The organism is Pseudomonas paraglycinae (genome assembly GCF_021601625.1).
GTDB lineage: Bacteria > Pseudomonadota > Gammaproteobacteria > Pseudomonadales > Pseudomonadaceae > Aquipseudomonas > Aquipseudomonas paraglycinae.
The window spans coordinates 247,535-269,118 of the sequence record NZ_BQHR01000002.1; the positions used below are offsets into that span (position 1 = coordinate 247,535).

The 21,584-nt window shown below is 61.6% G+C and carries 20 protein-coding genes; 14 read left to right on the top strand and 6 right to left on the bottom strand.

Annotated elements, in window-relative coordinates:
- Nucleotides 1-8 precede the first annotated feature (8 nt).
- From L6D82_RS03330 to L6D82_RS03340, 3 genes are all read right to left on the bottom strand, one after another.
- Nucleotides 9-896, bottom strand: a complete 888-nt coding sequence (locus tag L6D82_RS03330; RefSeq protein WP_102718381.1) for a DUF4123 domain-containing protein — start codon at nucleotides 894-896, stop codon at nucleotides 9-11.
- Nucleotides 839-2,914, bottom strand: a complete 2,076-nt coding sequence (locus L6D82_RS03335; RefSeq protein WP_236188070.1) for a type VI secretion system Vgr family protein — start codon at nucleotides 2,912-2,914, stop codon at nucleotides 839-841. Before L6D82_RS03335 ends, L6D82_RS03330 begins: the two co-directional genes overlap by 58 nt.
- A 131-nt stretch (nucleotides 2,915-3,045) precedes the next feature.
- The gene (locus L6D82_RS03340) at nucleotides 3,046-3,561 is read right to left on the bottom strand and encodes an Hcp family type VI secretion system effector (protein WP_003226246.1); all 516 of its coding nucleotides are present in this window, start codon (nucleotides 3,559-3,561) and stop codon (nucleotides 3,046-3,048) included.
- Nucleotides 3,562-4,085: 524 nt separating this feature from the next.
- Here L6D82_RS03340 and L6D82_RS03345 point away from each other — a divergent pair.
- The 14 genes from L6D82_RS03345 (at nucleotide 4,086) to L6D82_RS03410 (ending at nucleotide 19,496) form a co-directional block, all read left to right on the top strand.
- A complete protein-coding gene (locus L6D82_RS03345) occupies nucleotides 4,086-5,708 on the top strand; it encodes a methyl-accepting chemotaxis protein (RefSeq protein ID WP_039769604.1) in 1,623 nt (540 codons plus the stop codon).
- Nucleotides 5,708-6,244, top strand: coding sequence for a chemotaxis protein CheW (locus tag L6D82_RS03350; protein ID WP_236188071.1), 537 nt, complete (start codon nucleotides 5,708-5,710; stop codon nucleotides 6,242-6,244). Before L6D82_RS03345 ends, L6D82_RS03350 begins: the two co-directional genes overlap by 1 nt.
- Nucleotides 6,241-7,518 (top strand): CheR family methyltransferase, encoded by a 1,278-nt coding sequence (locus tag L6D82_RS03355; protein ID WP_102717177.1) that lies wholly within the window; start codon nucleotides 6,241-6,243, stop codon nucleotides 7,516-7,518. The genes L6D82_RS03350 and L6D82_RS03355 overlap by 4 nt, the downstream gene beginning before the upstream one ends.
- Entirely contained in the window at nucleotides 7,515-8,198 is a 684-nt protein-coding gene (locus L6D82_RS03360) for a chemotaxis protein CheW (protein ID WP_236188073.1), read from the top strand. Before L6D82_RS03355 ends, L6D82_RS03360 begins: the two co-directional genes overlap by 4 nt.
- Complete coding sequence (locus tag L6D82_RS03365) at nucleotides 8,195-10,489, top strand: hybrid sensor histidine kinase/response regulator (protein WP_236188074.1); 2,295 nt, start codon at nucleotides 8,195-8,197, stop codon at nucleotides 10,487-10,489. Before L6D82_RS03360 ends, L6D82_RS03365 begins: the two co-directional genes overlap by 4 nt.
- A complete protein-coding gene (gene cheB / locus L6D82_RS03370) occupies nucleotides 10,486-11,496 on the top strand; it encodes a chemotaxis response regulator protein-glutamate methylesterase (RefSeq protein WP_085748081.1) in 1,011 nt (336 codons plus the stop codon). The genes L6D82_RS03365 and cheB overlap by 4 nt, the downstream gene beginning before the upstream one ends.
- Nucleotides 11,497-11,544: 48 nt before the next feature.
- Nucleotides 11,545-12,546, top strand: coding sequence for a response regulator (locus tag L6D82_RS03375; RefSeq protein ID WP_011332645.1), 1,002 nt, complete (start codon nucleotides 11,545-11,547; stop codon nucleotides 12,544-12,546).
- A gap of 106 nt (nucleotides 12,547-12,652) precedes the next feature.
- A protein-coding gene (prfB, locus tag L6D82_RS03380) for a peptide chain release factor 2 (RefSeq protein ID WP_102621447.1) occupies nucleotides 12,653-13,748 on the top strand; the annotation gives its coding sequence in 2 pieces (ribosomal slippage) (nucleotides 12,653-12,724 and nucleotides 12,726-13,748; 1,095 coding nt in all).
- A gap of 115 nt (nucleotides 13,749-13,863) precedes the next feature.
- Nucleotides 13,864-15,363: a lysine--tRNA ligase gene (gene lysS, locus L6D82_RS03385; protein ID WP_085748082.1), complete on the top strand. Its 1,500-nt coding sequence runs from the start codon at nucleotides 13,864-13,866 to the stop codon at nucleotides 15,361-15,363.
- 118 nt (nucleotides 15,364-15,481) lie between these two features.
- Nucleotides 15,482-16,186 carry a TetR/AcrR family transcriptional regulator gene (locus L6D82_RS03390; RefSeq protein WP_011332647.1) on the top strand — a complete coding sequence of 235 codons (705 nt, stop codon included), beginning with the start codon at nucleotides 15,482-15,484 and terminating at the stop codon, nucleotides 16,184-16,186.
- Nucleotides 16,187-16,331: 145 nt separating this feature from the next.
- Nucleotides 16,332-16,886 (top strand): hypothetical protein, encoded by a 555-nt coding sequence (locus tag L6D82_RS03395; protein WP_011332648.1) that lies wholly within the window; start codon nucleotides 16,332-16,334, stop codon nucleotides 16,884-16,886.
- Between the two features lie 33 nt (nucleotides 16,887-16,919).
- Complete coding sequence (locus tag L6D82_RS03400; RefSeq protein WP_129974054.1) at nucleotides 16,920-18,197, top strand: flavohemoglobin expression-modulating QEGLA motif protein; 1,278 nt, start codon at nucleotides 16,920-16,922, stop codon at nucleotides 18,195-18,197.
- Nucleotides 18,198-18,255: 58 nt separating this feature from the next.
- Nucleotides 18,256-19,170, top strand: coding sequence for an alpha/beta hydrolase (locus L6D82_RS03405; RefSeq protein ID WP_236188075.1), 915 nt, complete (start codon nucleotides 18,256-18,258; stop codon nucleotides 19,168-19,170).
- Complete coding sequence (locus L6D82_RS03410) at nucleotides 19,167-19,496, top strand: PA3694 family proteiin (RefSeq protein ID WP_085748084.1); 330 nt, start codon at nucleotides 19,167-19,169, stop codon at nucleotides 19,494-19,496. The genes L6D82_RS03405 and L6D82_RS03410 overlap by 4 nt, the downstream gene beginning before the upstream one ends.
- 68 nt (nucleotides 19,497-19,564) lie before the next feature.
- Here the strand turns inward: L6D82_RS03410 and lptF are convergent, their stop codons facing one another.
- From lptF to L6D82_RS03425, 3 genes are all read right to left on the bottom strand, one after another.
- A complete protein-coding gene (gene lptF, locus L6D82_RS03415) occupies nucleotides 19,565-20,359 on the bottom strand; it encodes a lipotoxin F family OmpA-related lipoprotein LptF (RefSeq protein WP_102717182.1) in 795 nt (264 codons plus the stop codon).
- A 55-nt stretch (nucleotides 20,360-20,414) separates the two neighbouring features.
- A complete protein-coding gene (locus L6D82_RS03420; RefSeq protein WP_085697302.1) occupies nucleotides 20,415-20,819 on the bottom strand; it encodes a DUF4398 domain-containing protein in 405 nt (134 codons plus the stop codon).
- A gap of 364 nt (nucleotides 20,820-21,183) precedes the next feature.
- Nucleotides 21,184-21,528, bottom strand: coding sequence for a hypothetical protein (locus tag L6D82_RS03425; RefSeq protein ID WP_011332654.1), 345 nt, complete (start codon nucleotides 21,526-21,528; stop codon nucleotides 21,184-21,186).
- Nucleotides 21,529-21,584 lie beyond the last annotated feature (56 nt).

Here is a 21,584-nt window from a genome sequence, read left to right on the forward strand (position 1 = left end):
CTTGTGATTCACAGGCTTTCCAATTGCATCAGCTTGTCGCCCAGCGCGACGTCGTCACGCGCCAGTAATTCGGCGGCCGGTGAGTGATCCCAGAAACTGTCCCCACGCTGGATGGCGACTCGAAGCCATCGCTCCTGGTCGGCCATTTGCTCGTAGCCCATGTCCTGGCCGGCGAGCAATTGGCGGTGGACGAATTCGACGGCGTCCTCCGTGGGCAAGACTTCGTGATAATCGTCGGCAAAACGAGTCGCTATCACCTTCAGCCGGCCCTGCTCGATCAGCGCCTGGCGCTCTTGGCTCAAATACAGCCAGCCCGGAGCCTGAGTTTCCGTTGAAGCGCTTTGAGGCGACTTGGCGTAATACCTCCAGCCGATCTCGTTGCGCCAGGCTATGCCACTGAAGGGGCCGATGAATTGAGCTTTTTCAGCTTCGCTGAGGCTGAGTAGCAGAGGCTCCAGCCAGCGCGGTTCATAGAAACGCATCATTTGCTGAGGGTCTTCATCGGTTTGCACGGTCAGCAGACTGCGCCAGTGCTCAATGCCCTGATCCAGCAAGGCCGGATCACTCAACCAAGCGACACACCCTGCATCGGATTGCTCCAGCAGTTTGCTGGCGTAATTCGCAGCCGCCTGCTTTTCCGGATACATGACGACATAGGGGCCGGCAGGCTGGAGCTCGGCGTAAGGCGTGTTTGTAAACAATGGAATGCAACTGGGCCGGGATTGTTCTTCTCCTTGAAACAGGTGGCTCAGCAGGTCCGGATCAAAGCTTCGATCCAGAATCAGGCACATTGCCCCGGTTGCCGCAGGGTGCTCGAAAGGCGACTGGATAGAGGTAATCATGCTGACGCTCCCGTCTGGTGAACCGGGCAGCACCCGGTCGCGTCGAGATGACATGACGGTGTCGGCAACAACACGCCTGCCTTTGACTGTGCCTTGAAGGCGCCGAGGGAAGGCTTGACGACTTGGCCCGCCTTGTCAGTATCCGCCTGCTTCAGCACACCCGGCATCAACGGCGCCGCACCCGTGCCGCTCCCCGGTCCACCACCCGAGTTCACGTTGATCGCCGGCCCGCTCATGGTCACGCCGCCGCCATCGATCTTGATGAAGCTGCCACCGCCGACCAGCGTCAGTTCGGCCCCGGCTTCCAGCACCACCTTCATGCCGCTGCTGAGGTGAATTTCCTGGCCGGCGTCGATGAATTGCCCGGTGCCGATCTTGATGTGCTGGTTCACGCCCACGGTCAGGTGGTCGTTGGCCCGTGCTTCGACTTTGCGGTCTTCGTAGACGGTGTGGTGTTCTTCGGCCTTGAATTCCGTGTAGCTGTTCTTTTCCACGACGTCGTGGCGTTCGTTGCCGACGCGGATTTTCTGGTCGTGTTCGATGTTCTCGTCCCAGTCGCGCTGGGCGTGGAGGAAGATCTGTTCCTGGCCTTTCTTGTCTTCGATGCGCAGCTCGTTGAAGCCGCCGCCACCCATCGAGCTCAGGGTCTTGAAGGTGGTGCGGGTCTTGTTCGCCGGCAGGGCGTAGGGGACGGTGTTTTCCTTGTGGTACAGGCAGCCGCTGATCAGCGGCTGGTCGGAGTCGCCTTCGAGGAAGGTGACCAGCACTTCCATGCCGATGCGCGGGATGGCGATGCCGCCGTACTGGGCGCCGGCCCAGGCGGAAGACACGCGCAGCCAGCAGCTGGTCTTGTCGTCGGCCTGGCCGTCGCGGTCCCAGTGGAACTGGACTTTCACGCGGCCGTATTCGTCGCAGTGGATTTCTTCGCCTTTTGGGCCGGTAACCACGGCGCTCTGGCTGCCGAGGATGCGCGGTTTCGGGTGGCGCAGGGGCGGGCGGTTCGGCACGTCCCACGGGGTGGCCTGGAAGCGGTTGCGGTAACCCTGATGGAAATCGTCTTTCAGCGCGGTGGTGTCACTGGTCACCGACTCTTCCAGCACCTGCGGCTGCTTGCCTTCGTGGTGGACTTCGGTGAGCAGCCACAGGTCATTCCACTTGGCCTTCGGGTGTTCTTTCAGCGCGAGGAAATGGCCGCTGACCAGCAGAGGTTGGTCGCTCTTGCCTTCCGCGAGCTGGAAGTCGCTGCGGTGGCGTTCGAGGGCGCGTTTGGCCAGGTGTTTGCCGCGTTCGCGGTCGACGAAACGGCCCGGGTAATCGTAGTCCTCGAGGTCGGGCAGGGCGTCGCCGCGGTTTTCGCTTTCCAGCGTCAGGCGCGGTTTTTCGAAGTCGTAGTCGCGGCGGGTGGTGCGGCTGGTGCGGGTTTCCAGACGCAGGTCGAAGCGCTTGATCACCGGGTTGCTGGCGACCATGCCGGAGTCCTGCTGATAGGCCACCGGCGCCAGTTTCTTGAACACCGTCTGGTCATCGCCGAACACCAGTTTGTGGCCCGTGGCGCTGTGCTGGAAGTGGTAGTGAATGCCTTCTTCTTCGCACAGGCGCTGGATGAAATGCAGGTCCGATTCGTCGTACTGCACGCAGTAGATGCGCTCCGGGTAGATCGAGCCGGTCTGGAAGGCGTAGGCGTTGCCCTGGATGCCGTGTTCTTCGAGGACCTTGCCGATGATTTTCGGCACGCTGAGGTTCTGGAAGATCCGCTGGTTGATCCGGTGCGCGAGATACGCCAGTTGCGGGCGTAGGGTCACGGAGTAGCGCGTCAGGCGCTTGCCGGAATCGCCTTGCGCGGCGCGGTAGATCAGGCCGTGGATGCCGCTGCCGTCGGGCGACAACTGCAGGAAGGCCGGTTTGTGCAGCAGGGTTTCGAGGTCCAGCGACGGCTGCTCACTGACCAGCTCCACCTCAAACACAAAAGGCTGGCTGATGGCTTCCCGGCCGGTCAGGGTGAATACCTGAAAATCGGCGGAAAGACCTTCGATGGTCAGGGCAAAGTGGGTTTCATTGGCCGGCGCGAACATCCCTTGTTCCTCGTGCTGTACAGCGGCGCTCGTCGACGCCCGCAAAGCGGGTCAACGTACGCGAAATTCTGGAGGGGCGTAAACAACATCGACCAGCAGAGCTGGCCGATGCTTGAAACGATCAGCCGTAATTAAACGACTGGAGCACGCCAGTCATCGGATCCCGAAGTACCGGATACTTCGTGGGTCCAGGTGATTTTGCGGTAGGTGAACTGCACTTCTTCCAGGTGGGTGAAGTGCGAGTTGCCTGGATCCTGGCAGTTGTGCATTTTGTTGTTGATGGCGACGATGATCGCGTCTTCCAGTTTGGTGGTGTAGTAGTGCTCTTGGGTGCCTTGAGCCGAAGTGCGGTACCACTGGATAACGATTTCGCTCATGCGCTCGCCGGAGGTCAGAGCCGCTTGCAGCAGTGGCGAAGCCTTGTCGTAGACCTTGGTGATGATCACTGGCTTGTGCACACGCTGACCGGTTGGCTGACCGGATTGCGGGTCACGCGGGATGATCACGTCGTGGCTGAACGCCTGAACCATGACCTGGTCTTCATGACCTTCCTGGTAGGTGTTGCCAACGGAGTCGGCGGTGAAGGCGCCGGCAGTGATCAGGCCTTGTTTTTCGCCGGTAACCGACATGTACGCTGGTGTTGCCATGGGAGGTGCTCCTTGCGGATAAAGTTAGGGTGCCCGGGAGGCGAAATCGCCCGGTGGGTGGCTGACTGTTATCAAGGAGCGTGCCAGCTTTTGCCACGTCCCCGGTAGCCGGGGACTTCGCCGCTCTGGTCCGCGGGTTTGAGCGTTTTTTGAACAGCAATGAAAGCAAAAGTGCGCAACTTCTTGCGCAGTACTGCGCAAGAAGTTGCGCACTCGGCTACAGGCGACGGTAACCGGGGGCTGTAGCGAAGTCAGGCGGCGATTTCGCGAAACAAGTGCGCAAGAAGTTGCGCACCATGGCACATGGCTACCGCGCCTGCAGATCATCTAAACCCGAAATGGCCAATCCATCGCCCCTTTTTGCCATTGCGTCACTGGCACGCCACCCTCCGATTCCTTGAAAGTCCCTGTCCAGAGCCCACCCCGTTTAATGCCGGAAGGCCAGAGCGCGGCAAACCGTCTTATAAATGAAACACCGCCCTCAGCTATACTCCCCCGCATTTCGACCCGCCCGAGGACTGACTGTGAAGAACTGGACGTTGCGCCAACGCATTTTGGCGAGCTTTGCGGTGATTATCGCCATCATGTTGCTGATGGTGGTCGTCTCGTATTCGCGGCTGCTGAAGATCGAGGCCAGTGAAAACAGCGTCCGTGACGACGCGATTCCCGGCGTCTATTACAGCTCGATGATTCGTGGCGCGTGGGTCGACAGTTACCTGCAGACCCAGGAACTGCTGGGCCTCAAGGAGGGGCAGGGCGTCAGCAGTGAAGATGCGGCCGATTACAAGGCTTTCGAATCCCGGCTTCAGGAACAGATGGCCAATTACCGTGGCACGGTGGTGACGGACGAGGACAAGCTCGAATTCGCGGCGTTCGAGAAATATCACGACGCCTATCTGAAAATTCAGGATGCGGTGCTCGATCTGCACAAACGCAATCTGGAAGCCGACGCCGTCAAGCTGTTCCACGAACAACTGACTCCGACCTGGTACTCGGGCCGGATGAAGCTCAACGACATCATTGGCGAGAACAAGAAAGTCGCTGACAAGGCCATGGCCAACATTGATGAGGCCGTGGCGGCGGCCAAGGTCAGCATGTTCGTCTCGCTGCTGGTGGCCGTGCTGGCCGCCGGGTTCTGTGGTCTGCTGCTGATGCGCGCGATCATGGCGCCGATGAACCGCATCGTGCAGATCCTCGACATCATGCGCACCGGCGATCTGAGCAGCCGCTTGAACCTCGACCGCAAGGACGAGTTCGGCGCCGTGGAAACCGGCTTCAACGACATGATGACCGAGCTCACTTCGCTGGTGTCCCAGGCCCAGCGCTCGTCGGTGCAGGTCACCACCTCGGTGACCGAGATTGCGGCCACTTCCAAACAACAGCAAGCCACCGCCACCGAAACCGCTGCGACCACGACTGAAATCGGCGCTACGTCCCGCGAGATCGCCGCGACCTCCCGCGACCTCGTACGCACGATGACCGAAGTCTCCACCGCCGCCGATCAGGCCTCGGTGCTGGCCGGTTCCGGGCAGCAAGGCCTGGCGCGCATGGAGGACACCATGCACTCGGTGATGGGCGCGGCGGATCTGGTGAACGCCAAACTGGCGATCCTCAACGAGAAGGCCGGCAATATCAATCAGGTGGTGGTGACCATCGTCAAGGTCGCCGACCAGACCAACCTGCTGTCCCTGAACGCCGCGATTGAAGCGGAGAAGGCTGGTGAATATGGCCGTGGTTTCGCGGTGGTCGCCACTGAAGTGCGGCGTCTGGCGGATCAGACGGCTGTCGCCACGTATGACATCGAGCAGATGGTCCGCGAGATCCAGTCGGCGGTGTCTGCCGGGGTGATGGGCATGGACAAGTTCTCCGAGGAAGTGCGTCGCGGCATGGCCGAAGTGCAGCAGGTCGGCGAGCAGCTGTCGCAGATCATCCATCAAGTGCAGGCGCTGGCGCCGCGGGTGTTGATGGTCAACGAGGGCATGCAGGCCCAGGCCACCGGTGCCGAGCAGATCAACCACGCGCTGGTGCAGCTGGGTGATGCCAGCAGCCAGACGGTCGAGTCGTTGCGTCAGGCCAGTTTCGCCATCGACGAACTGAGCCAGGTGGCCGTGGGCCTGCGCAGCGGCGTTTCGCGATTCAAAGTCTGATGAGCGAAATCACCGCCAAACGCAGCGCTGCACCGGTGGCGAAGCAGGCGCTGTTCCTGCTGTTTCGCATCGGCAGCGAACGCTACGCCTTGCGCGCCACGGAAGTGGCCGAAGTGCTGCCGCGCCTGCCGTTGAAGCCGATTGCCCGGGCGCCGCACTGGGTGGCGGGGGTGTTTGCCTATCGCGGCACGGTGGTGCCGGTGATCGACCTCAGTGCCCTGACCTTCGGCCACGCTGCCGAAGCGCGCACCAGCACACGGCTGGTGCTGGTGCATTACCGCGCGGATGACTCGCAAGCCTCGCAATGGCTGGGTCTGATCCTTGAGCAGGCCACCGACACCCTGCGCTGCAACCCGGAGGATTTCCGGCCGTACGGCCTCGACAATCGTCAGGCGCCGTACCTCGGCCCGGTGCGTGAAGACGCCCAAGGGCTGGTGCAGTGGGTGCGGGTCAACGACTTGCTGGACGAGTCGGTGCGTACGCTGCTGTTCCCGACGCCACCGCTGGATCCGGCGCGGCTTGAGGAGCAGCCATGAGCAGCGACCAGCGCTTCTTCGATTTTCTCAAGGAACGCATCGGCCTCGATGTCGCCTCGGTCGGGCCGGCGATCATCGAACGGGCTGTGCGCCAGCGCATCACCCTGTCGCAAACGGTGAATGCCAATGAGTACTGGCAGACCCTGCAAGGCTCGCGGGATGAACAGCAGGCGCTGATCGAAGCGGTGATCGTCCCCGAAACCTGGTTTTTCCGTTACCCGGAATCCTTCGCCACCCTCGGCAAACTGGCGCGCAAACGCTTGGGTGAACTGAGCAACATGCGCGCGCTGCGCATCCTCAGCCTGCCGTGTTCCACCGGTGAAGAACCCTATTCGATTGCCATGGCCTTGCTCGATGCGGGCCTCAAGCCCCATCAGTTCAAGGTCGATGGCATGGACGTCAGCCCGTTGTCGGTGGACAAGGCGCGGCGTGCGCTGTACGGCAAGAACTCGTTTCGCGGTCAGGAGCTGGACTTTCGTGAGCGGCATTTTTTCGCCGAGAACGAGGGTTATCGAGTAAATGAAATCGTCCGCGAGCAGGTTCGCTTGCATGTCGGCAACGTGCTCGATCCGTCATTGCTGGTCAACGAGCCGCCGTTCGATTTCGTGTTCTGCCGCAACCTGCTGATCTATTTCGATCAGCCGACCCAGCAGCAGGTATTCGCGGTGCTGAAGCGCCTGACCCATGTCGATGGCGTGCTGTTTATCGGCCCGGCCGAGGGTAGTCTGCTTGGGCGGTTGGGCATGCGCTCGATCGGGATTCCACAGTCCTTTGCTTTCAGCCGTCACAGCGATCCACAACCCGAACCGTTGCCGGCGCCGACCGCGATTCCGCTGCCGTTACCTGTGCGCCAACCGCTGCGCAGCACGCCACCACCGCCGGTGCGCAACCGTCCGTTTGCTGGCGTGACGCCGTTGCCCGCGACGGCTAAAAGCACCAACCCCGACGCCGCGACCTTGCTGGCCAACATCGCCGCCCTGGCCAACGAAGGCAGAAGTGCCGAGGCCCGGGCCGCGTGCGAACAGTATTTGCGCAGCCATGAGCCGGTGGCCCAGGTGTTCTACTGGCTCGGCCTGCTGAGCGATGTCGCCGGCAGCGCGCTCGAAGCCCAGGGCTTTTACCGCAAAGCGCTGTACCTCGAACCGCAACACCCCGAAGCCTTGATGCACCTGGCTGCGTTGCTGCAGGCCCAGGGCGACACGGCCGGCGCCAGACGATTGCAGGAGCGCGCCGCCCGCAGCGACCGCACCGCCGACAGTGAGCGTAAACGATGATCCCGTCCGACACCTTGAACGTCACCCACGAAGACGCCCGGGCCATCGACGATTGCTGGAACCGCATCGGCATCCACGGCGACAAGTCCTGTCCGCTGCTGGACGAGCACATCCATTGCCGCAATTGCTCGGTGTATTCCGTCGCCGCCACGCGTCTGCTCGACCGCTATGCATTGCAGCAGGACGAGCGCGATCCGGTGGCAACCCAGGTGGAAACCGAGCTGAAGACCCGTTCGCTGCTGATGTTCCGCCTCGGTGAAGAATGGCTCGGCCTGGCCACGCGCAGTCTGGTGGAGGTCGCGCCGTTGCAGGCGATTCACTCGCTGCCGCACCAGCGCTCCCGAGCCTTGCTCGGCGTGGCGAACGTGCGCGGGGCGCTGGTGGCCTGTCTGTCGCTGGTCGAACTGCTCGACCTCGACAGCAACGCGGCCCCGGTGACCCGCGCGCGGATCATGCCGCGCATGCTGATCATCTCGGCCCAGGGCGGGCCGGTGGTGGTGCCGGTGGACGAGGTCGACGGGATTCACGCCATCGACGAGCGAATCCTCGATGCCGCATCGCGTTCCGGCGCGCAGGCCAGCGCCAAATACACCCGAGGCGTGCTGCCTTTCAAAGGTCGCAGCCTGCGTTGGCTGGATGAAGAACAGCTGTTGTCCGCCGTGTCCCGGAGCCTCACATGACCCCCGAGCAAATGCGCGACGCCTCCTTGCTCGAGCTGTTCAGCCTCGAAGCCGAAGCCCAGACCCAGGTGCTCAGCGCCGGGCTGCTGGCGCTGGAGCGCAACCCGACCCAGGCCGATCAGCTCGAATCGTGCATGCGTGCGGCGCACTCGCTGAAAGGCGCGGCGCGGATCGTTGGTATCGACAGCGGCGTCAGCGTCGCCCACGTGATGGAAGATTGTCTGGTCAGTGCGCAGGAAGGCCGGTTGTTCCTGCGCCCGGAACATATCGATGCGTTGTTGCAGGGCACCGACTTGCTGATGCGCATCGCCACCCCGGCCAATGGCCCGCAACCGGCGGACATCGAGGCTTACGTGGCGTTGATGGGCGGTTTGCTCGACCCGGCGGCACCGGCCGTGGTGCCCGCCGCTCCGAGTGCGCCACCGATGGCCGAGTTGCAGCTTCAGCCGCCGCCGGTGGTTGAGCCGGCGCCGGTTGAAATTCCGGTCGAGGTTGCCGAGCCGGAACCCGCGCCTCGCAAGAGCAAGCGCACCACCGAAGGTGGCGAGCGGGTGCTGCGGGTCACCGCCGAACGCCTGAACAGCCTGCTCGATCTGTCGAGCAAATCCCTGGTGGAAACCCAGCGCCTCAAGCCGCACCTGGCCACGATGCAGCGCCTCAAACGCATGCAGAACAACGGCCTGCGGGCGCTGGAAAGTCTTAACGTTCATCTCAAGGAACACGCCCTGAGCCTGGAGGCTCAAGAGGCGCTGGAAGACGCGCGACGTTTGCTCGCCGAATCCCAGCAGTTGCTGGCAGAGAAAAACGCCGAACTCGACGAGTTTGCCTGGCAAGCGAGTCAGCGCGCACAAGTGCTCTACGACACCGCGCTGGCCTGCCGCATGCGGCCGTTCGCCGATGTGCTGTCCGGGCAGGTGCGGATGGTGCGCGACCTCGGTCGCAGCCTCGGTAAACAGGTGCGGTTGGAGATTGAAGGCGAGAAGACTCAGGTCGATCGCGATGTACTCGAAAAACTCGAAGCACCTCTGACGCACCTGCTGCGCAATGCAGTCGATCACGGCATCGAAACTCCGGAAGAGCGCCTGCTCAAAGGCAAGTCCGAGGAAGGCCTGATCCGTCTGCGCGCCTCGCATCAGGCCGGTCTCCTGGTGCTGGAACTGAGCGACGACGGCAATGGTGTGGATCTGGAAAAGGTCCGCCGCAGCATCGTCGAACGTCAGTTGTCGCCCGCGGAAACCGCCGCCCAGTTGAGTGAAGAGGAACTGCTGACCTTTCTGTTTCTGCCGGGTTTCAGCCTGCGCGACAAGGTCACCGAAGTGTCGGGTCGTGGCGTCGGTCTCGATGCTGTTCAGCACATGGTCCGCCAGTTGCGCGGTGCGGTGGTGCTGGAGCAGACGGCGGGCGAGGGCAGTCGTTTCTATCTCGAAGTGCCGCTGACCCTGTCGGTGGTGCGCAGCCTGGTGGTGGAGGTCGGCGACGAGGCCTACGCCTTCCCGCTGGCGCACATCGAGCGCATGTGCGATCTGGCGCCGGAGGACATCGTGCAGGTCGAAGGGCGCCAGCATTTCTGGCACGAAGGCCGGCATGTCGGGCTCGTCGCGGCCAGTCAGTTATTGCAACGTCCGGCCAGCCAGAACAGCGGCGAGACCCTGAAAGTCGTGGTGATCCGCGAGCGCGATGCGATCTACGGCGTGGCGGTCGAGCGTTTCATTGGCGAGCGCACGCTGGTGGTGCTGCCACTGGACGAACGGCTGGGCAAGGTGCAGGACATTTCCGCCGGGGCCTTGCTCGACGATGGCTCGGTGGTGCTGATCGTCGATGTTGAAGACATGCTGCGTTCGGTGGACAAACTGCTCAATACCGGGCGTCTGGAGCGCATTGCTCGCCACGGTAATCAGGCCGCGGAAGCCGCGCGCAAGCGGATTCTGGTGGTCGACGACTCGCTCACCGTGCGCGAGCTGCAACGCAAGCTGCTGCTCAATCGCGGCTACGACGTCGCCGTTGCGGTGGACGGTATGGACGGCTGGAACGCCCTGCGCTCCGAGAATTTCGATCTGTTGATCACCGACATTGACATGCCGCGCATGGACGGCATCGAACTGGTCTCGTTGTTGCGCCGCGACAACCGTCTGCAATCGCTGCCGGTGATGGTGGTGTCGTACAAGGATCGCGAGGAAGACCGCCGCCGTGGACTGGACGCCGGCGCCGACTATTATCTGGCCAAGGCCAGTTTTCATGACGACGCCCTGCTCGACGCGGTGGTTGAGCTCATCGGAGGAGCGCGGGCATGAAGATCGCAATCGTCAACGACATGCCCCTGGCGGTGGAGGCCCTGCGCCGGGCGCTGGCTTTCGAGCCGGCGCATCAGGTGGTGTGGGTCGCCAGCAACGGCGCCGAAGCGGTGCGCCTGTGCGCCGAAAACACTCCTGACCTGATCCTGATGGACCTGATCATGCCAGTGATGGATGGCGTCGAGGCCACCCGCCGGATCATGGCCGAGAGCCCGTGCGCGATCGTCATCGTCACCGTGGACCGCCAGCAGAACGTGCACCGGGTGTTCGAAGCCATGGGCCACGGCGCGCTGGACGTGGTCGACACCCCGGCCATCGGCGGCGGCAATCCTCAGGAAGCGGCGGCGCCGCTGCTGCGCAAAATCCTCAATATCGGCTGGCTGATCGGCGAGAAAACCGCCCGCTCACGCCCGGCACCTGCGACACCACGCAGTACCGCCTCGCGCCAGCGGCTGGTGGCGATCGGCTCTTCGGCCGGTGGCCCGGCGGCGCTGGAAGTCTTGCTCAAAGGCCTGCCGCGCCACTTTTCGGCGGCCATCGTGCTGGTGCAGCATGTCGACCAGGTGTTTGCCGCCGGCATGGCTGAATGGCTGGCCAGCGCCAGCGGCCTGGACGTGCGTCTGGCCCGCGAAGGCGAGCCGCCGCAGGCCGGCGCGGTGCTGCTGGCCGGCACCAACCACCATATTCGTTTGCTCAAGAACGGCACGCTGGCCTACACCGCCGAGCCGGTCAACGAGATCTACCGCCCCTCGATCGACGTGTTTTTCGAAAGCGTCGCCAGTTACTGGAACGGTGACGCAGTAGGGGTTTTATTGACAGGGATGGGACGCGACGGGGCGCAAGGGCTTAAGCTCATGCGTCAACAGGGTTATCTGACCATCGCGCAGGATCAGCAAAGCAGTGCGGTGTACGGCATGCCCAAGGCTGCCGCAGCCATCGACGCGGCCGTAGAAATCCGTCCACTGGAAAAGATAGCGCCACGATTGCTGGAGATTTTCCCCAAATGAACACATCCATCCGCAATCCTGGCCCCCGCAGCACTCAGGTGACCGCCCATGAATGACTTACAGATCGATGACATCAAAACCGACGAGAACGCCGCCATGGTGTTGTTGGTGGACGATCAGGCGATGATCGGCGAAGCCGTGCGCCGTGGGCTGTCGAATGAAGAGAACATCGACTTCCACTTCTGCTCCGACCCGCATCTTGCCGTGGCACATGCGGTGCGGATCAAGCCGACCGTGATCCTGCAGGATCTGGTGATGCCCGGCCTCGACGGCCTGAGTCTGGTGCGCGAATACCGCAATCACCCGGCGACCAAGGACATTCCGATCATCGTCCTGTCGACCAAGGAAGACCCGCTGATCAAGAGCGCGGCGTTCTCCGCCGGGGCCAACGATTATCTGGTGAAACTGCCGGACAACATCGAGCTGGTGGCGCGCATCCGCTATCACTCGCGCTCCTACATGACCCTGTTGCAACGGGATGCGGCCTACCGCGCGCTGCGGGTCAGCCAGCAGCAATTACTCGACACCAACCTCGTCCTGCAGCGGTTGATGAACTCCGACGGCCTGACCGGGCTGTCCAACCGCCGGCACTTCGACGAATACCTGGAACTGGAATGGCGCCGTTCGCTGCGCGACCAGAGCCAGTTGTCGCTGCTGATGATCGACGTCGATTACTTCAAGTCCTACAACGACACCTTCGGCCACGTCGAAGGCGACGAAGCGTTGCGCAAGGTCGCCACGGCGATCCGCGAGGCCAGCGCCCGGCCGTCCGATCTGCCGGCGCGTTATGGCGGCGAAGAATTTGCGCTGGTGCTGCCGAACACTTCGCCTGGCGGGGCCCGACTGGTGGCGGAAAAGCTGCGCCAGACGGTCGCGGCGCTGAAGATTCCGCACAATGCCCCGGCCGAAGGCTCGAGCCTGACCATCAGCATCGGCCTGGCGACCATGGTGCCGGAGTCGGGCAGCGACTGCCGGTTGCTGATCTCGGCGGCGGACCGTGGCCTGTACCTGGCCAAGAACAACGGGCGCAATCAGGTGGGGATCGAATGAACCATCGGGTTCATTCGCCTCAAGAGCCGCCAGACGGGCTGCCGTGACAGCTTGATTACGTTATACTCGCCGGCTTTCAAAAGTTCGCCAACGAGTGCTGCCCGTCATGGAAATCAACCCGATCCTGAACACCATCAAGGACCTGTCCGAGCGCTCCGAAACTATTCGGGGGTATCTTTGACTACGATCAAAAGCATGAGCGTCTGATCGAAGTCAATCGCGAGCTTGAAGATCCTGCAGTCTGGAACAAACCTGAATACGCCCAGGAACTGGGCCGCGAGCGCGCTGCGCTGGCGCAGATCGTCGATACCCTCGACGAACTGAACGGTGGCCTGGCCGATTGCCGCGAGCTGCTGGACATGGCCGTTGAAGAGAACGACGAGGGCGCGGTCAACGACGTCGTCGAAGTCCTTCAAGGTCTCGAAGAGTCCCTGTCCAAGCTCGAATTCCGCCGTATGTTCAGCCACGAGATGGACCCGAACAACGCCTACCTGGACATCCAGGCCGGTTCCGGCGGCACCGAAGCACAGGACTGGGCCAACATCCTGCTGCGCATGTACCTGCGCTGGGCCGACAAACGCGGTTTCGACGCGACCATCATGGAGCTGTCGGCCGGTGAAGTCGCCGGGATCAAGGGTGCGACCGTACACATCAAGGGCGAATACGCCTTTGGCTGGCTGCGTACCGAGATCGGCGTGCACCGTCTGGTGCGCAAGAGCCCGTTCGACTCCGGCAACCGTCGCCATACCTCGTTCTCCGCAGTTTTCGTCTCGCCAGAGATCGACGACAAGGTGGAAATCGAAATCAACCCGGCAGACCTGCGGATCGACACCTATCGTTCCTCCGGTGCCGGTGGTCAGCACGTAAACACCACCGACTCGGCCGTACGTATCACCCACGTACCGACCAACACCGTGGTGAGCTGCCAGAACGAACGTTCCCAGCACGCCAACAAGGACACCGCCATGAAAATGCTGCGGGCCAAGTTGTACGAGCAGGAAATGCAGAAGCGCAACGCGGCGTCCCAGGCGCTGGAAGACACCAAGTCGGATATCGGCTGGGGTCACCAGATCCGTTCGTACGTGCTCGATGCGTCGCGGATCAAGGATCTGCGCACCAACATCGAACGCAGTGACTGCGACAAGGTGCTCGACGGCGACATCGACGAATACCTGGAAGCCAGCCTGAAATCGGGCCTGTAAGAAACGCAATACAGGATCGGCTGATTCAACTCGATCTCTGTAGGAGCCAGCCTGCTGGCGATCCCCGGGCCGAAAGGCCCGGGGGCAACGAACCTGTGATGGAATATTTAAAGACATGAGCGACCAACAACTCGACCAGGCCCTGCAACAGGAAGAAAACTCCCTGATCGCCCTGCGCAAGGAAAAGCTTGCTGCCGAGCGCGCCAAGGGCAATGCCTTCCCGAACGACTTCCGCCGCGAAAACTACTGCGAAGCACTGCAGAAACAGTACGCGGACAAGACCAAGGAAGAGCTGGCAGAGGCTGCGATCCCGGTCAAGGTTGCAGGTCGCATCATGCTCAACCGTGGCTCGTTCATGGTGATCCAGGACATGACCGGTCGCATCCAGGTCTACGTCAACCGCAAGACCCTGTCCGAAGAAACCCTGGCCGCGGTGAAAACCTGGGACATGGGTGACATCATCGCCGCCGAAGGCACCCTGGCCCGTTCCGGCAAGGGCGACCTGTACGTCGAGATGACCAGCGTGCGCCTGCTGACCAAATCCCTGCGCCCGCTGCCGGACAAGCACCACGGCCTGACCGACACCGAACAGCGCTACCGTCAGCGCTACGTTGACCTGATCGTCAACGAAGACGTGCGTCAGACCTTCCGCGTCCGTTCGCAAGTGATCGCACACATTCGCAGCTTCCTGATGAAGCGCGACTTCCTCGAAGTCGAAACGCCGATGCTGCAGACCATTCCTGGCGGCGCCGCGGCCAAGCCGTTCGAAACCCACCACAACGCGCTGGACATGGAAATGTTCCTGCGTATCGCGCCAGAGCTGTACCTCAAGCGTCTGGTGGTTGGTGGCTTCGAAAAAGTGTTCGAGATCAACCGCAACTTCCGTAACGAAGGCGTTTCGACTCGTCACAACCCTGAATTCACCATGTTGGAGTTCTACCAGGCTTACGCCGACTACGAAGACAACATGGACCTGACCGAAGAACTGTTCCGTGAACTGGCGCAGTTGGTTCTGGGCAGCACTGACGTGCCGTACGGCGACAAGGTGTTCCACTTCGGCGAGCCGTTCGTACGCCTGTCGGTGTTCGACTCGATCCTCAAGTACAACCCCGAGCTGACCGCCGATGACCTGAACGACATCGACAAGGCGCGCGCCATCGCCAAGAAGGCCGGCGCCAAGGTGCTGGGCTTCGAAGGTCTGGGCAAGCTGCAGGTGATGATTTTCGAAGAGCTGGTCGAGCACAAGCTGGAACAGCCGCACTTCATTACCCAGTATCCGTTCGAAGTGTCGCCGCTGGCCCGTCGCAACGACGACAACCCGAACGTCACCGACCGCTTCGAGCTGTTCATCGGCGGCCGTGAAATCGCCAACGCCTACTCCGAGCTGAACGACGCGGAAGACCAGGCCGAGCGCTTCATGGCGCAGGTGGCCGACAAGGACGCCGGCGACGACGAAGCCATGCACTACGACGCCGACTTCGTTCGTGCGCTGGAGTACGGCATGCCGCCAACGGCCGGCGAAGGTATCGGCATCGACCGTCTGGTGATGCTGCTGACCAACTCCCCGTCGATCCGCGACGTGATCCTGTTCCCGCACATGCGGCCACAAGCGTAAGTGTTTCAATAAAAAAGCCGCCTGAAATGGGCGGCTTTTTATTGCCTGTCTGGTACAAACGTATCAAATGGTTAATTTTGAAGAAAACAACAGAGGTATGCCTGTCGTGATCGGTGCAATGGCTCAAGAGGGTGCAGCGGGAATCGCCACTGCGGTCGCTGAAAGTGTTCAGTACCAGGGCCGCAAGGCCAGCCGGCAGGGCAGTGAACAGCGTCGACAGGACATTCTCGATGCGGCGATGCGCATTGTCGTGCGCGACGGCGTGCGGGCCGTGCGTCACCGGGCGGTGGCGGCCGAGGCCGGTGTGCCGCTGTCGGCCACCACGTATTACTTCAAGGACATCGATGACCTGCTCACCGATACCTTCGCCCAGTACGTCGAACGCAGTGCGGCCTACATGGCCAAGCTGTGGATCAACAACGAAGGCCTGCTGCGCGAAATGGTGGTCAGCGGTGACGGCAGCCCGGAGTCGCGCTCACAACTGGCCGACGATATCGCGCGGTTGATGGCTGATTACGTGCATCGGCAACTGGTCAACCGTCGCGAGCATTTGATGGCCGAGCAGGCGTTCCGTCAGGAGGCGCTGCTCAACCCGCGTCTGGCGGAATTGGTGCGTTCCCATCAGCAGATTCTCTTGCAGGGCACCTGCCAGTTGTTCCAGGTATTGGGCTCGCGCGAGCCGCAGCAGGATGCCAAGGTGTTGACGGCGATTATCGGACGGATGGAATATCAGGGCCTGCTCAACGACGCCGAGCCTTTGGCTGAAGAGGACATGCTCGGCATTCTGACGCGCTATATGCACCTGGTACTCGCGTCGGTGTAATTCTCGACCCTGATCGTTCCCTCGCTCTGCGTGGGAATGCCGCCATGGACGCTCCGCGTCCACTGTGACGCAGAACGTCACTGTATGCATTCCCACGCAGAGCGTAGGAACGATCAGAAGAAACGGGTGTTCAAGGGAGTGTCGAATGAAAGCCTGGCGTGGCGTGCTGATCGCCTTGTCGTTCCTGCTGCTCAGCGGTTGTCTGGTGACCTTCCGCGAGCCGCTGCCCGCCAGTGAACCGGCGCCCAAGGGCTTGCTCGGCAAATGGTCGAGCACCAATGCCTGGGGCGAGCCGATGAATCTGGAGCTGACGCGCCTGGGCAACGATCGCTATCAGGCGGTTGCGTACTTCAAGGCCAAACCCCGCGAGCGTGAAGCCTATCCGTTCACGGTGTCGCGCCACGGCAACCGCTGGTATCTGTCGGCGAAGGTGCCGGCGCAATACGGCGGGCACTTCACCATCGCCGGCTTCGAGATCACCGACAAGCGCGAACTGGTGATCTACAACCTCGACCTCGAACAGATCAACCAGGCCATCGCCCAGAAGACCCTCGACGGCCAGGGCTTCCAGACCGATGACGGCGAGGGCGTGCAGGTCGACAGCCCGCTTGAAAAGGTCTTTGCTTACCTCGACGACCCGGCCAATTCCGACGTTTTCGTCGAAGCGGCGCGCTATCAGCATCAGGCCAAAGCCAAATAATTCAGTTCGTCACGTTTTCTACAGGAGTTTCGGGTGGACGATTACCAGCAGACGATACGCATTCTGTCCGATCGCATAGTGCTGGCGCAGACGCCGATCCGCGTGCTCGACGCGGTCAAGTGGGACGAGAACATCCGCAAGGGCTTCCTCAAGGCCAAGGGCAAGGAATTGCCGGCGGTGGATCGTGACTACTACCTCAACCGGCCGCTGTCCTTTGATTCGAGCAAGGTCAAGCTGGAATTCCAGAACATCGAGCGGGACATCACCCGCCAGCTCGGCCAGTTCAACCCGGTCGGCCAGATCATGCGTCGCATGTGCAAGGAATACCGGATGGTGGTGCGCATGCTCGAAGCGCGCGGCACCGAGGATTTCGGCCTGATTTCCCAGGAACTGTACGGCGCCGCGTCCGATGCGTTCCACGCCGGTGACCCGACCCTGGCCGACCTTGGCCTGATGATGTCGGACTATCTGAACAACATCGACGGTCGTGGCGATCTGAAGGACGAACCGAAGACCCTTACCGCCAAGGACGCCGTTCACCTGTTGCAAACCCGCCTGAACAAGGTGTTCGGCGAGGCTGAAGAAACCATCCGCGTGTTTGAGTCCGACGGTATCGTCGCCGACGCGGCGGCGGGTGCCGACTACATCAAGATCCGCACCGACGCGATGTTCAACGACCGCGACGTGCGTGCGCTGGAAGTCCACGAAGGCCTGGTGCACGTCGGCACCACGCTCAACGGCTTGAACCAGCCGATCTGCACCTTCCTGTCCAAGGGCCCGCCCTCGTCGACGGTGACTCAGGAAGGCCTGGCGATCCTGATGGAAATCATCGCGTTCGCTTCCTACCCAAGCCGCCTGCGCAAACTGACTAACCGCACCCGCGCCATTCACATGGTCGAGGAGGGCGCGGACTTCCTGCAGATTTTCGAGTTCTTCCGCGAGCAGGGCTTCGAGATGGCGGAAAGCTACGGCAACGCCAGTCGGGTTTTCCGTGGATCGACGCCGACCGGTCTGCCATTCACCAAAGACTTGTCCTACCTCAAGGGCTTCATCATGGTTTACAACTACATTCAGTTGGCCGTGCGCAAGGGCAAGCTCGAGCAGATCCCGTTGTTGTTCTGCGGCAAGACCACGCTTGAGGACATGCGAACCCTGCGTCAGCTGGTGGACGAAGGCCTGGTGGTGCCGCCCAAGTACCTGCCGGACCAGTTCCGCGACATGAACGCGCTGTCGGCGTGGATGTGCTTCTCCAACTTCCTCAACCACTTGAGCCTGGACCGGATCGAGGCCGATTACTCCAACATCCTGTAGGCCCATTGATCATTCCCGCGCTGCGCGCGGGAATCCGAACCCTGCGAGGTTTCACCGGATGAGAATCCTCGGCATCCTTTGCCTGCTCCTGACCCTCGGCGGTTGCAGCTCCTTGCTGTTCTACCCCGAACCGGGTCAGATCTTCACCCCGGAAAAGGCCAAACTCGAATACCGCACCGTCACCCTGACCACCGCCGACGGCCTCAAGCTGAATGCCTGGTGGCTGCCGGCCAAACCCGGGGTCGAGGTCAAGGGTACGGTCCTGCACCTGCACGGCAACGGCGGGAATCTGCCGATGCACCTGGGCGGAAGCTGGTGGTTGCCGAAAAACGGCTATCAAGTGCTGCTGGTGGACTATCGCGGTTACGGCTTGTCCGAGGGCGAACCGAGCCTGCCGGCGATCTATCAGGACATCGATGCCGCCTTCGCCTGGCTGGACAAGGCGCCTGAGGTCAAAGGCAAACCGCTGGTGCTGCTGGGCCAGAGTCTCGGCGGCGCGATGGCGGTGCATTGGCTGGTGCAACATCCGGGAAGACAAAAACAGCTCAAGGCGCTGGTGCTCGACGGCGTGCCCGCCAGTTACCGCAGCGTCGGCCAATACGCCCTCAGCACCTCATGGCTGACGTGGCCGTTTCAGGTGCCGTTGTCGTGGCTGGTGCCGGACGGCGACAGTGCGATCAACGCGATGCCGCAGCTCAACGGCGTGCCGAAACTGATCTTCCACAGCCTCGACGATCCGCTGGTGCCCCTTTCCAACGGCATCCGTCTGTATCAAGCTGCGCCGCCACCGCGCGTGCTGCAACTGACTCGTGGCGGCCATGTGCAGACCTTCGGCGATCCGGTCTGGCGTCAGGTGATGCTGCGTTACCTCGACGACCCCGAACACTTCAACGGCCTGCGCCGCCTCGGCGAGATCCCGAATTATCCGACACCCCCGAATTCTGAAGACGAACCACCAGAGAGTCCGCAATGAGTGAAGAACGTAACGCCATCCCGCTGATCATCACCGGCATCTGCAGCATCCTCGGCACCGTCGGTGCCCTGTGGTACTACGGCTACCTGCACTTCGCCAAACCCGAGGATGCGTTGCTGCTCAACGAATTCACCATGCTCAAGACCGTTCCCGGCGAAGACTACAAAGTTTCCCTGACCCCGGCGCCGCAAGTGGCGCAGTGCATCGATGGCGTGCTGGTGCTGTTCGACACCGAACAGAAAGGCCTGACCGGGGTGCTGGTCAACAGTCAGAAAAAGGCTGTGCGCTGCATGGGCCAAGAGACGCCGCAGAAGCTCGAAGAGTAAATGTGCGACGGACAAAAAAGCCCCGCCTGATCAAATCAGGCGGGGCTTTTCATTTACCGCTCAGCGAATCAGTGCGCGGTCGAGCTCACGGCCGAACGCGGCATCACTGGCTGGTTGTCGTTGGAAATGGTCACTTCCACGCGACGGTTCATCGCACGGCCCGAGACGGAGGTGTTATCCGCTACCGGGTATTCCTTGCCGTAACCTTGAGCGACGATGCGCGATGGGTCGACGCCCATCTTGATCAGTGCAACCTGCACCGAGGTCGCGCGGCGCTCGGACAGCGACTGGTTGTAGCTCGCAGTACCGGTGCTGTCGGTGTAGCCCTCGACGATCACTTTGCGATCAGGGTTTTCCTGAAGGAATTGCGCCAGTTTGTTGATGTTCACCAGACCGCTGGATTTCAGGTCGGCCTTGTTGGTGGCAAACAGCACGTCACCGAAGGTCACCAAAGTACCGCGATCGGTCTGCTTGGCGTTGAGGCTGTCCTGCAGCTGTTTGATCTGCTGATCGCGAGCGTCCAGGCGGGCCTGGGCACGTTGGGCGGCGGCGTTCTTCAGATTGGCTTCAGCGGTACGCAGAGCGATGGTCTGCTTGGCCACTTCCACGCGCTGGTTGGTCAGATAGGCCAGCTGGTCGACCTTGTGCTGGTCTTCCTTGTCCAGATAAGCCTTGTCGGCCTTGTCCAGGTAATCACTGGCATCCTTGGTTTCCAGCGCCGCGACTTTGCTGGCCTGCGGGTTGGCCTGCAGCCCGGCGTAGTTGGTGCGCGCCTGTTCCAGGTTCGGGTTCGGCGGCGTCGAGCAGGCAGCCAGGGCAACGCTTGCGGCCAGGAGAGCGGGGATCATCAGTTGTTTACGCATAATCGTTCGTCCTTTCTATCGATAAGAGTTTCAGCCTTGCGGTCGGGATGCGCGCTTACTGCACGGTGCGCTGACTTTCCTGACGCAGTTCCTGAACACCTTTCTGGGAATCCTTCACAGCTTGTTCGGCTTTCATCGCCTGAGCCTTGCGTTCAGCGACGCGGGCGTCCCACTCGGCCTGTTCGGCGAGGGTGCGGGCCTCATCATATTTCTTGTCGTGCATGGCGATTTCGGCTTGCTTCAGCTTGTCCTGAGCCTGCTTCATCTCCACGGCGGCGAACTCGGTACCGCCGGCGCTGACCGCGCTGTTGACCGCCGATTGAGTCACGGCGTACTGCTCGGTCGGTGGATTGCCAGCGCAACCGGCCAGCACGAAGCTGGTGCCGATGGCGAGAGCGGCCAGTTTCAGACCGCGCAGGTGGGAAAACGAGGTTTGGGTCTTCATGGTCTTCAACTCCATTGGTTAACTCCTTGAAAGCTTCGAAATCCATCCTGGTAGCGGAGCCGCAACCTTCATGTGCAAGTGCGTTTTGAAACGCTCGTTCCAGGCGTGGTTACCTGTTCCGACCGAAGGCATTTTTCAAAAGTTCAGAAAAGATGGCCCATCGCCAAAAAATCTTTGACCAAACGGACAGGGCTCTAAACCGGGAACTTTGGCGGGGGAGAATGGTACGCGCGGGCGAAAAATGGCGTAAAAGCGGAGGGAAAATAAAGTCCCTGTGGGAGCTGGCTTGCCAGCGATGAGGCCATCCAATTCAACCCGTTTGCGGCTGAACTGACGCCATCAAGGGCAAACCATTCCCACCGTTTTGAAGGGTCAAGGATCAGTGTTTTTGCTTGCCGGCAGCCGCCGACAAGTCGTGCAGATGACGCCGCGACAACGCGAGAAAACGCGGGGTCGGGCCGACATCTTCATACAGCGGATCGCCTTCCTCGTCAGTGGCGACCACGGTCGAACCTTTCACATACGGCAGGCTCGCTTCGAACTCTTCGAGGGCGGCGCCGATCAGCTCGCCGAGCAGTTCTTCGGCGTGGCGTTTGGGGTACATCTCGGCGATTGCCGCCAGGCGTGCGGCAGCTTCCACATCCAGATGAATCGTGTAGCCGGTATCGGTCAGGCGACCCTTGGCGGTTTCTTCCCAATGCTGGGCGAGTTCACGGATTTTCATAAAAACCTCATGTCGCACCTGCTCATGGCAGGTCTTGGTGAGTGTCCGGCGTCAGC

Bases quoted from the DNA above. Each gene is read 5' to 3' on its own strand.
- L6D82_RS03330 (WP_102718381.1), bottom strand. From the start codon at position 896: ATGTCATCTCGACGCGACCGGGTGCTGCCCGGTTCACCAGACGGGAGC.
- L6D82_RS03420 (WP_085697302.1), bottom strand. From the start codon at position 20,819: ATGGAGTTGAAGACCATGAAGACCCAAACCTCGTTTTCCCACCTGCGC.
- L6D82_RS03335 (WP_236188070.1), bottom strand. From the start codon at position 2,914: ATGTTCGCGCCGGCCAATGAAACCCACTTTGCCCTGACCATCGAAGGT.
- L6D82_RS03355 (WP_102717177.1), top strand. From the start codon at position 6,241: ATGAGCAGCGACCAGCGCTTCTTCGATTTTCTCAAGGAACGCATCGGC.
- L6D82_RS03340 (WP_003226246.1), bottom strand. From the start codon at position 3,561: ATGGCAACACCAGCGTACATGTCGGTTACCGGCGAAAAACAAGGCCTG.
- lptF (WP_102717182.1), bottom strand. From the start codon at position 20,359: ATGCGTAAACAACTGATGATCCCCGCTCTCCTGGCCGCAAGCGTTGCC.
- L6D82_RS03390 (WP_011332647.1), top strand. From the start codon at position 15,482: ATGGCTCAAGAGGGTGCAGCGGGAATCGCCACTGCGGTCGCTGAAAGT.
- L6D82_RS03425 (WP_011332654.1), bottom strand. From the start codon at position 21,528: ATGAAAATCCGTGAACTCGCCCAGCATTGGGAAGAAACCGCCAAGGGT.
- L6D82_RS03410 (WP_085748084.1), top strand. From the start codon at position 19,167: ATGAGTGAAGAACGTAACGCCATCCCGCTGATCATCACCGGCATCTGC.
- L6D82_RS03365 (WP_236188074.1), top strand. From the start codon at position 8,195: ATGACCCCCGAGCAAATGCGCGACGCCTCCTTGCTCGAGCTGTTCAGC.
- L6D82_RS03350 (WP_236188071.1), top strand. From the start codon at position 5,708: ATGAGCGAAATCACCGCCAAACGCAGCGCTGCACCGGTGGCGAAGCAG.
- L6D82_RS03360 (WP_236188073.1), top strand. From the start codon at position 7,515: ATGATCCCGTCCGACACCTTGAACGTCACCCACGAAGACGCCCGGGCC.
- cheB (WP_085748081.1), top strand. From the start codon at position 10,486: ATGAAGATCGCAATCGTCAACGACATGCCCCTGGCGGTGGAGGCCCTG.
- L6D82_RS03395 (WP_011332648.1), top strand. From the start codon at position 16,332: ATGAAAGCCTGGCGTGGCGTGCTGATCGCCTTGTCGTTCCTGCTGCTC.
- L6D82_RS03375 (WP_011332645.1), top strand. From the start codon at position 11,545: ATGAATGACTTACAGATCGATGACATCAAAACCGACGAGAACGCCGCC.
- lysS (WP_085748082.1), top strand. From the start codon at position 13,864: ATGAGCGACCAACAACTCGACCAGGCCCTGCAACAGGAAGAAAACTCC.
- L6D82_RS03405 (WP_236188075.1), top strand. From the start codon at position 18,256: ATGAGAATCCTCGGCATCCTTTGCCTGCTCCTGACCCTCGGCGGTTGC.